This is a genomic window from Protofrankia sp. CiP1_Cm_nod2 (genome assembly GCF_920664355.1).
Lineage (GTDB): Bacteria > Actinomycetota > Actinomycetes > Frankiales > Frankiaceae > Protofrankia.
On record NZ_CAKKTL010000015.1, the window covers coordinates 22,650 to 29,565 of the forward strand.

4 protein-coding genes are annotated in these 6,916 nt (G+C 73.4%); 3 read left to right on the forward strand and 1 reads right to left on the reverse strand.

Going from position 1 to position 6,916, the window contains the following annotated elements; translation table 11 throughout:
• Positions 1-34: 34 nt before the first annotated feature.
• Together NBW84_RS03050 and NBW84_RS03055 are read left to right on the forward strand one after the other, a co-directional pair.
• Positions 35-937, forward strand: a complete 903-nt coding sequence (locus NBW84_RS03050; protein ID WP_445548617.1) for a rhomboid-like protein — start codon at positions 35-37, stop codon at positions 935-937.
• Between the two features lie 134 nt (positions 938-1,071).
• Complete coding sequence (locus NBW84_RS03055; RefSeq protein ID WP_250281488.1) at positions 1,072-4,233, forward strand: class I tRNA ligase family protein; 3,162 nt, start codon at positions 1,072-1,074, stop codon at positions 4,231-4,233.
• A gap of 130 nt (positions 4,234-4,363) precedes the next feature.
• Here NBW84_RS03055 and NBW84_RS03060 read toward each other — a convergent pair whose 3' ends face one another.
• A complete protein-coding gene (locus tag NBW84_RS03060) occupies positions 4,364-5,992 on the reverse strand; it encodes a carboxyl transferase domain-containing protein (RefSeq protein ID WP_250281490.1) in 1,629 nt (542 codons plus the stop codon).
• A 256-nt stretch (positions 5,993-6,248) separates the two neighbouring features.
• Between NBW84_RS03060 and arfB the strand changes: the two genes are divergently transcribed.
• Entirely contained in the window at positions 6,249-6,665 is a 417-nt protein-coding gene (arfB, locus tag NBW84_RS03065) for an alternative ribosome rescue aminoacyl-tRNA hydrolase ArfB (RefSeq protein ID WP_250281492.1), read from the forward strand.
• Positions 6,666-6,916 lie beyond the last annotated feature (251 nt).

The following is a 6,916-nucleotide window of genomic DNA, read 5'->3' on the forward strand; positions in this document are numbered from 1 at the left end:
GCGCTTGGAACCTTTTATGGTGCCAGTCGACCGGATGGTGACCTGCAGGGCGACCTCCGCGCCGCCCTACTTACATTCCGCGTCTTCTCACCCACAAACCGCGTCCTACTTACAGATCGCGCTGTCCCGGGCGCGGTTACGGCCAGGTCCCGGCCCAGGTCCCGGTCCAGGTCCCGGTCCAGGTCCCGGCCCAGGTCCCGGCCCAGGTCCCGGCCCGCTGCCGCGGACCTGGCCGCGGGTACGGCGGACGGCGTCCGCAAGCCGGGACGACCCGCTGGCCCGGGCCTGGCGGGCCGCGCCCCTGGCCATGGCCTATCTCTGCGTCCTGAGCGTCACCTCGGCCGTGCTCGCGGTCGTCCACCGGCTCGACCAGGACGCCTACCAGCGCCTGTTGCGCAGCCGGTCCACCAACCTCGCGGGGCTGCGCAGCCGCCCGCTGTACGTGCTGGTGGCCAGCGCGTTCTGGCTCGAAAGGGGCACGTTCCCGCAGACGGCCGCCGCGGTGGCGGCGCTGCTCGCGCCGCTGGAACGGGTGGCCGGCCCCCGACCGGCACTCGGCGTGTTCGCCTCCGGGCATGTCGGAGCGAGCCTGCTCGTCGCCGGCGGGCTGCTGCTGGGCCAACGTGCCGGGCTTGTCGGCGGGCATGTCACCGAGGCCGTCGACGTCGGCGCCAGCTATGGCCTGATCGCCTGTGCCACGGTGCTCGCCGCCACGGCACGGGCGCACCGGCGGTGGCCGCTGGTCGGCGGCCTGCTGGCGCCGCTCGTCCTCGCCGCGGTCCGCACCCGCGACTTCACCGCCGCCGGCCACCTGATCGCGGCCGGCATCGGCCTGGCCTGCGTCCGGTACCTTCGGCTCTCGTACCCGCTGGCGGGCACCATACCTTCCGGGCCTTCCGGCCCGGCCTGCCAGCCCCGGTTCACAGGCTCCGGATAGGCTCGAACCAACGATCGACACCATCCGCGTGTGCCTGCCATGAGCCAGCACAGCTGGTTCCGCTGTCGTGATCCGCGGATTCCCGCAGGGTCCGCGGGACGGGTCGGGTCGGGTTGACCTGAGGATGATGAGAGATGACCAGCAGTACCGAGCACAGCCGTGTCGAGCACAGCGGCACCAACGGCAACGCCGTGCGGGACGCCGGCGCGCGGGACACCAGGGACGCTGCCGCCGGCCACACCGTCACCGGGCGTGAAGATGACACCCGGCCGGTGGACGCTGAGCCGGTCACAGGCGGCGCGGCCGGAGCCGTGGACCTGCCGTTCCGTTACGACGCCCGGCTCGCCGGCGAGATCGAGCGCCGCTGGCAGCAGGCGTGGTCGCGGCGGGGGACGTTCCACTCCCCCAACCCGCGGGGCCCGCTGTCGGACGGTTTCGACGAGGTCGCCGGACGGCCGCCGTTCTTCGTCATGGACATGTTCCCCTACCCGTCCGGCAGCGGCCTGCACGTGGGGCATCCGCTCGGGTACATCGGCACCGACGTGTTCGCCCGCTACCTGCGGATGACCGGCTACAACGTCCTGCACCCGTTCGGTTACGACGCCTTCGGCCTGCCGGCCGAGCAGTACGCCATCAACACCGGGCAGCACCCGCGGGTCACCACCGAAGCCAACATCGACAACATGCGGCGCCAGCTCGGCCGGCTGGGGCTGGGCCACGACACCCGCCGCGAGATCGCCACCACGGACGTGGCGTACTACCGCTGGACACAGTGGATCTTCCTGAAGATCTTCAACAGCTGGTACGACGACCAGGCCGACCGCGCCCGCCCGATCGACGAGCTGGTCGCCGAGTTCGCCGCCGGCACCCGCGTCCCCAAGGGCAGCGCCAACCCGCACAACCGGCCCTGGCCGGCGCTCGGCCCGACCGAACGCCGGCAGGTCGTGGACGGCTACCGGCTGGCCTTCATCTCCGAGCAGCTGGTCAACTGGTGCCCCGGCCTCGGCACGGTGCTCGCCAACGAGGAGGTCACCGCCGACGGGCGCAGCGACATCGGCAACTACCCGGTCTTCCGCCGCCCGCTGCGCCAGTGGGTGCTGCGGATCACCGCCTACGCCGAGCGCCTGATCGCCGACCTGGACCTGGTCGACTGGCCGGACTCCATCAAGCAGATGCAGCGGAACTGGATCGGGCCGAGCGATGGCGCCACGGTCGAGTTCCCCGCGGCCGGCTCCGACGTCCGCGTCGAGGTGTTCACCACCCGTCCCGACACCCTGGCCGGCGCCACCTTCATGGTGCTCGCCCCCGAGCACCCCCTCGTCGACACGCTGACCGCGCGGACCTGGCCGCCGGACACCCCCGTCAACTGGACGTTCACCGACCCGCCCCTCACCCCGGGCACCGAGCCGCGGGACGCCGCCGGTGCCGCCCCGGGAGCCGACAACAGCGTCCCGGCGCCGGACCGGGCAGCCTGGACGCCGCGGGCGGCCGTGGCCGCCTACCGGGAGTACGCCGCCCGCCTGGGCGACCGTCAGCGCGGCACCGACGAGGTCCCGCGCACCGGCGTCTTCACCGGCGCGTACGTCACCAACCCGGTCACCGGCAGCGATATCCCGGTCTTCCTCGCCGACTACGTCCTGATGGGGTACGGGACCGGCGCGATCATGGCTGTTCCCGCGCACGACCAGCGCGACTTCTCCTTCGCCCGGCAGTTCGGCCTGCCCGTCCCTGCTGTGCTCGCGCCGAGCGAGGACTGGCGCACCGAACACGGAGTGCCCGCGGGCGCGGCGGCGGACACCTGGCCGGCCGCCTTCGCCGGGGAGGGAGAGTACCTCTCGGCGCCGGGTGCGGCGCCGTCCCTCGTCGGGCTGTCGAAGCCGGACGCGATCAAGACGACGGTCCGCTGGCTGGAGGACGTCGGCGCGGGCCGCGCCGCCCGCTCCTACCGGCTGCGGGACTGGCTGTTCTCCCGGCAGCGCTACTGGGGCGAGCCCTTCCCGGTCGTCTTCGACGACGACGGCCTGCCGGTCGCGCTCCCGGACGAACTGCTGCCCGTCACCCTGCCGGAGATGACCGACTTCCGGCCGACGGCCACGGCCGACGACGACGTCAGCGACCCGGTCCCCCCGCTGGCACGGGTCACCGGCTGGGCCACCGTCACCCTCGACCTGGGCGACGGGCCGAAGACGTACCGGCGCGAGACCAACACCATGCCGCAGTGGGCCGGCTCCTGCTGGTACTACCTGCGCTACCTCGACCCGACGAACAGCGAGCGCTTCGTCGACGCCGAGGTCGAGCGCTACTGGATGCACACCCCCGACGGCCCGCCCGGCGACGGCGGCGTGGGCCTCTACGTCGGCGGTGTCGAGCACGCCGTCCTGCACCTGCTGTACGCGCGGTTCTGGCACAAGGTCCTCTACGACCTGGGGCTGGTCTCGACGAAGGAGCCGTTCAAGCGGCTGTTCAACCAGGGCTACATCCAGGCGGACGCGTTCACCGACGCCCGCGGCATGTACGTGCCCGCGGCCGAGGTCGTCCGCACCGGCGACGGCGGGTTCACCCACGACGGCGAGCCGGTGAACCGGCGCTCCGGGAAGATGGGCAAGAGCCTGAAGAACAGCGTCAGCCCGGACGAGATGTACGACAGCTTCGGCGCGGACACCCTGCGGGTCTACGAGATGGCCATGGGCCCGCTGGACGCGGACCGGCCCTGGCACACCGACGACATCGTCGGCTCCCACCGCTTCCTGCAACGGCTGTGGCGCAACCTCGTCGACGAGGCGACCGGCACGGCGGCCGTCTCCGACGCCGAGCCGGACGCCGAGGCCACCCGGGCGCTGCACCGCACGATCCTCGCCGTCCACGCGGACTACGCGGGCCTGCGCTTCAACACCGCGGTGGCCCGCCTGATCGAGCTGACCAACTTCGTCAGCAAGCGCTACGGCGGCTCGGGCGGGCTGCCCCGCGCGCTCGCCGAGGCGCTGGTCCTCATGGTCGCGCCGCTGGCCCCGCACATCGCCGAGGAGCTGTGGTCGCGGCTGGGCCACGACGGCTCGCTCGCCTGGCACCCCTTCCCGCGGGGGGACGCCTCGCTGGCGGCGGAGTCCACGGTGACGCTGCCGGTGCAGGTCAACGGCAAGGTACGGTTCACCGTCGACGTCCCCGCGGACGCCGACGAGCAGACCGTCCGCGATCTGGTGGCCGGCCACGAGGAGTACGCGCGGCACACCGCGGACCGGACGGTGAAACGGCTGATCGTGGTCCCCGGCCGGATCGTCAACATCGCCCTGGGCTGATCCCCGGCTCGGCCCCGGACCGGCCCCCGCCTGAGCGTGGCCGGCTTCCTGAGCCCGGGCGGCCGGCCACGCCCAGGAAGCCGGCCCCGTCCGGGGCCGGGGCCGTTCGTGGGCGCGCGGGTGCGTCAGGTTACGGCGTCAGCTGGTCATGGCGGTCGCGGCGGGCCGCCAGCCTCGTCGCCGGGTCCAGCCCCACGGCGGCGCGCAGGCACGCGGCGGCGGTCTCGGCGAGACCGGCCACCCACCCGCGGACGTCCGCCGCCGTCTTCGGGCCGCCGTCCACACCGCCGTCCGGGACGGGCAGGACCAGGTCGACCGCGCCCAGCCGCTGAAGATCGTGGGCGGTGATCCGCAGCCCGCGGGCCATGCCGGCGGCGTGGCCGACGTCCCGATACATGATCACCGAGGCGCCCTCGGGCGGCAGCGGGGCGAGCCAGGCGTCCTCGGCGGCGATGACCGTGTCCGCCGGCAGCAGGGCGAGCGCGGCGCCGCCCGTGCCCTGCCCGAGCAGCACGCTCACCGTCGGTACCGGCGTTGTCAGCAACGTCGCCAGGCAACGCGCGATCGCCGGGGCGATCCCGTGGCGTTCGGCCGCCTCCGACAGCTCCGCGCCCGGGGTGTCTATGACGGTGAGGATCGGCAGCCGCAGGTCAGCGGCCCGGCGCACCGCGTCCCGGGCCGCGTCGAGATCGGCCACGCCGATACGCCGATGCCACTGGGCCGACCTGTCCTGCCCGATGACGACGCAGGGCGTCCCCCGCAGCAGGGCGAGTGCGGTGACGATCGGCGTACCGGACGTGTCCGTCCCCTGGCTGACACCCCGGCCCAGGCTGGATGCGCCGAGCAGTGTGACATCGCTGGCCACCGCCAGGAACTCGCGCAGGCCGGGACGGTCGGGCGCGCGGGTGGCCAGCACCGACATCCACGGATCCCGCCCGCTGCGAGCCGGCCGGGAACCGGGCAACGTGATCCTGAACGGCCCCGAGCCAGCCGGCCCGGCCGGCGGGCCCGCCACGTCGTTGTGCCCCGGGCCGTGCCCCGGGGGAGCGGCAGCGCCGCCACCCGCGACGACGTTGAGTACCCGCTGGATGCTCTCCCGCAGCTCCTCGGGGGTGACGAGGGCGTCCACCAGGCCGGCCAGGCGCAGCGTCTCGGGGCTCTGCGCGTCCGGCCCGAGCGCCGTGCCGGTGAGCGCCTCGACGACTCGGGGCCCGAGGAAGCCGACCAGCGCCCCCGGCTCGGCGAACGTGACATGCCCGAGGGAGGCCCAGGACGCGAGCACGCCCCCGGTCGTCGGATGGCGCAGGTAGACAAGGTAGGGCAGGCCCGCCGCCCGGTGCTCGGCGATGGCGCTGCTGATCGTCAGCATCTGGAGGAAGGCGGGGGTGCCCTCGTGGATGCGGGTGCCGCCGCTGGCGGGCAGGGCCAGCAGGGCCTGCCGCTGCGCGGTGGCCCGTCTGATCGCGGCCGTGGCCCGGCGGGCCGCGGCCATCCCGACGCTGCCGCCGAGAAAGCCGTACTCGCTGGCCACGACCGCGACCCGGTGGCCGCCCACATGGCCCTCGCCGGTGCGGATCGCCTCGTCCGCGCCGCTGCGTTCACTGGCCCGCGCCAGGTCCTGGCCGTAGGCGGCGCTCAGCGCGGGCTGTTCGGGGGCGCGGTCCCAGCACCGCCACGTACCGGCGTCGAGGAGCCCGCCAAGAAGATCGTCAAGATGCGGACGCTTCACAGTGGACGCGGGTCCTCCCCTGGTAGTCATGCCGGAACCCTCCCGCCGTGGCTGTTTTCGAGCGTAACGCGGGACACTATGGTGCGCGATCGTTGATAAATCAGCAGCTCATGGCCGGTCATACCCACATCGGCCGCGGCAGTCGCGACCCGGGCCGGCCTCGATACAAAGGTCGCATGGATGAGCCGGCGGCCAGGCCGGTCACCCGGACCGTGGCTATGATCACGGCCCTTCCGGAATCCCGGCCGCCAGGATGGGCCACCATGGGAGAATGGCCTACCCACCCATGCAGGTACGCCCTGGATTCGTCCTGCGTGAGTCCGATCTGGCCTGGCGGTTCTCCCGGTCGGGCGGGCCGGGCGGGCAGGGCGTGAACACTTCGGACAGCAGGGTCGAGGTGTCCTTCGACGTCCGCCGCTCGCCGTCCCTGCCCGGGCCGCTGCGCGGGCGGACGCTTGAGCGGCTGGCGGGCCGGCTGGTCGACGGCGTCCTCACCGTCACCGCCAGCGAGCACCGGTCGCAGCTGCGCAACCGGGAGGCCGCCCTGAGCAAGTTGATCGCAATCCTGCGCGGGGCGAGCAGCCCCCCACCGCCTGCGCGGCGCCCCACCAGCCCGTCGGCGCGCGCCGTCCAACGGCGCATGGCCGACAAGAAACACCGGGCCGAGCTCAAACGCCAACGCAGGCTGAGCCGGGACCCGTAGGCAGAAACCGCGGCACCAACAGCGAAAACCACCCACGAATCCGGAAGCCGTAGGTGACAGCCGCCACCACGGCAATGTTCTGCACCTAATAATGCGGCGTTCTGCACCTATGGTGCGGCGGCATTCCGTGGCGGATATCCGGTTCGTACCGGGCCCGTAACGGGTCCGGTACCCGGCTCGGCTCCGGCCTGGCCGTCCACGTCACGGCTCGCCACGGCGCGGCGCACGGCGCGACCAGCGCACCGCCGGGA